The following is a 1594-nucleotide window of genomic DNA, read 5'->3' on the forward strand; positions in this document are numbered from 1 at the left end:
AGAAGCCCATGCAACCAGCTGGTCAGCAGTTTCCAAAATTGCTTCAATTTCGGCATCGGTCAGCTTGTCCGGCATTGCAAAATCATACTTCGCCAATTGTAGATTGTACTCCGCCCGTTTCCGGCAAGTTGCTTTCACTTTGCAGAACCGACAATGTTCACCAGCACAGAAATCACCATCGCCTTTGGCAGCAAGTGCGGCTTTGGGTTTCAGTTCGGTTTTCGCCCAGTGCAGCAACTTCGACAGCGGCAGGGTGCATTCGCTGATGTTCTGGATTCTTGGCTGAAAAATCACCATCCGGATTTCTGCAATGTCATAGAGGGCATCGAATAGTTCCAACGCCCCAAGAGCGTACAGCATCATCTGCGAGTTGTGGTCGGCAGATACCGCCACGCCTTTTCCATACTTGAAATCGATGACGGTTAAAACATTCTCTGCAACAATCACGCAATCTCCCGTGCCAAAACCATCGGGAACGTAGCGGCTGAAATCCAGACGCTGTTCCACTAAGACCATCGGTTCTTGCAGGGTTGCCAGCAGTTCAGCGATGTACTGGGCGTAGCTGTCCGTGCAGTCTTCCATTTCCGTGTCGTAGAAATCTAAGTTCTCCGTTGGATTGGGAGTCAGATTTCCGAGCAGTTTTTGCACCTTATATTCTGCCAACTCATGAGCACACGTGCCTTCCCGGGCGTAGTCCGTCACGGTATCCGGCAGGGCAGCACAAAGCTGTGCGGAGGGCGGACACGCCAGCCATCGGGCACTGGAGGAAGCAGAGAGCATGGCGTGTTTATTCGGCATGGGCTGCCTCCTGTGCATCTGCGAACAGTGCAGCGTACCGCTCTGGCGGAACTTCAGACAATCGACTGCCGCCGTACTTTTGCAGCAGTTTCAGCACCGTTTCCTTTTGTCCGCTGCGGGACAGATTTGCCAAAACACTGCGGACTTCTTCCAACGTAATTGCCTTTTCCACTGCTTTTTTGACCGCTTCTTCTTTTTGTGGATAAATCTGTGTAAACGTCTCCACTTCTGCTTTGGAAGCACTTTCTGCCCACTCTGATGCGACCTTTACGAAATCGCTGAGTGCTGTAAGGACATCTATGAGGGTTTTCATTCGGTTTCACTCCTTCGTTTTCCAAACTGAACAATATGTATTCGTTCCATAGGCAGAAATGATCTGTTGTACAATCTTCTTTTGCTGTTCATCCGCATAAGAACTTAATTCCCGCAGCGTTCGAATTTGCTCTTGTGACAGAATATTTCGATGTGGATGATACCAATCTGCAAGACGAATTCCGCCGCCGTTTCCATGAATACTTTCAAGAGGGTATTGTAATACAAGTGTCTGAACGTCTCTCTGAATGGTTCTTTTTGAAACACCAAGTTCCTGTGCTAAATCAGACAGATAGCACTTCCGTCTTCCAACCAAAATCCGCATAATTTCAGCACGGCGTTCAGATGCACTCATATTCTCCCCCCTTTCTTAATTGTTCGACTGTATTCTACTGCTCAAACACGACACCTTTTGTCGTGTTTGAAAAGAATTCACAAAACATTTTCAATTTGTACAGGCATAAAAACACCGACAAGGTACAGA

Annotated in this window: 3 protein-coding genes; all 3 read right to left on the reverse strand. The window is 48.1% G+C overall.

What is annotated here, in order from left to right:
* The coding region (locus tag DXB92_RS13110) for a DUF2800 domain-containing protein (protein ID WP_147330083.1) at positions 1-798 on the reverse strand (798 nt) is incomplete at its 3' end.
* Positions 788-1111, reverse strand: coding sequence for an rRNA biogenesis protein rrp5 (locus DXB92_RS13115; protein ID WP_117734216.1), 324 nt, complete (start codon positions 1109-1111; stop codon positions 788-790). The genes DXB92_RS13110 and DXB92_RS13115, both read right to left, overlap by 11 nt.
* Positions 1112-1117: 6 nt before the next feature.
* On the reverse strand, positions 1118-1465 hold the full coding sequence (locus DXB92_RS13120) for a DeoR family transcriptional regulator (protein WP_117734217.1): 348 nt from the start codon (positions 1463-1465) through the stop codon (positions 1118-1120).
* Positions 1466-1594: the final 129 nt, after the last annotated feature.

The sequence above is a fragment of the Ruminococcus sp. OM06-36AC genome, assembly GCF_003438725.1.
Lineage (GTDB): Bacteria > Bacillota > Clostridia > Oscillospirales > Ruminococcaceae > Ruminococcus_C > Ruminococcus_C callidus.

Excerpts from the sequence above, each read along its gene's own strand:
- DXB92_RS13115 (WP_117734216.1), bottom strand. The coding sequence starts at position 1,111 with ATGAAAACCCTCATAGATGTCCTTACAGCACTCAGCGATTTCGTAAAG.
- DXB92_RS13120 (WP_117734217.1), bottom strand. The coding sequence starts at position 1,465 with ATGAGTGCATCTGAACGCCGTGCTGAAATTATGCGGATTTTGGTTGGA.